General features: G+C 47.1%; 1 pseudogene. It reads left to right on the top strand.

The window, feature by feature from the left end:
• Window positions 1-145 (top strand): annotated as a pseudogene (locus tag LH47_RS15800) (UPF0236 family protein); the annotation flags it as partial.
• Window positions 146-624 lie beyond the last annotated feature (479 nt).

Below are 624 nucleotides of genomic sequence, written 5' to 3' on the forward strand. Positions count from 1 at the left end.
GTCCAAGCGGGTTGAACAGGCCAAACGGAAGGCAGGACGGTTGTGGGCAGATGTGGTGCGTCAGAATCTACCGTGTCTGCAGCGGTCATCCGGGACGCCGATCCATCAAGCGTTGTCGGCGCTTCGGGATTTTGGTTGGGTGTAAAAAAATGGAATACAATATCATCACTTCAAGATGAGGGATGAGAGTCCAAAAGCGCTTACGATATCAATTCCTGAAAATGGTTCGCTAACTAGTGATTGACAACACCCGTAGTGAACCGAAAAAATGTTCTCCACAAAGTCTTGACTGACTCCTCTTTATTTCGTTGTTTGAACAGCGACATGTGTGTGAGTAAAATATTTGTGGGTGACATTCAGGAATGATTCCCCGACGAGGGTTGCGAACTTTTGTTCGCGACGCTCGTCGGGGCCACCAAGCGAAGCGCGGTAGAAAAAAGCAAATGTCATGCAAAAAGGACTCTCTCCCTGCTATGATGGTGATGACCAACATCAATAAAACAGGAGGGAGAGAGTCCATGAAACATTTTACCACAGAATGGCCTTTATTAAAAGAGCTGGAGGAACAATTAGTCAGAACTCTTCAAAAGGTGTTCGCTGTCTTGTTGGCGGCCCTTTTGGAGG

Source organism: Anoxybacillus thermarum (assembly GCF_000836725.1).
Lineage (GTDB): Bacteria > Bacillota > Bacilli > Bacillales > Anoxybacillaceae > Anoxybacillus > Anoxybacillus thermarum.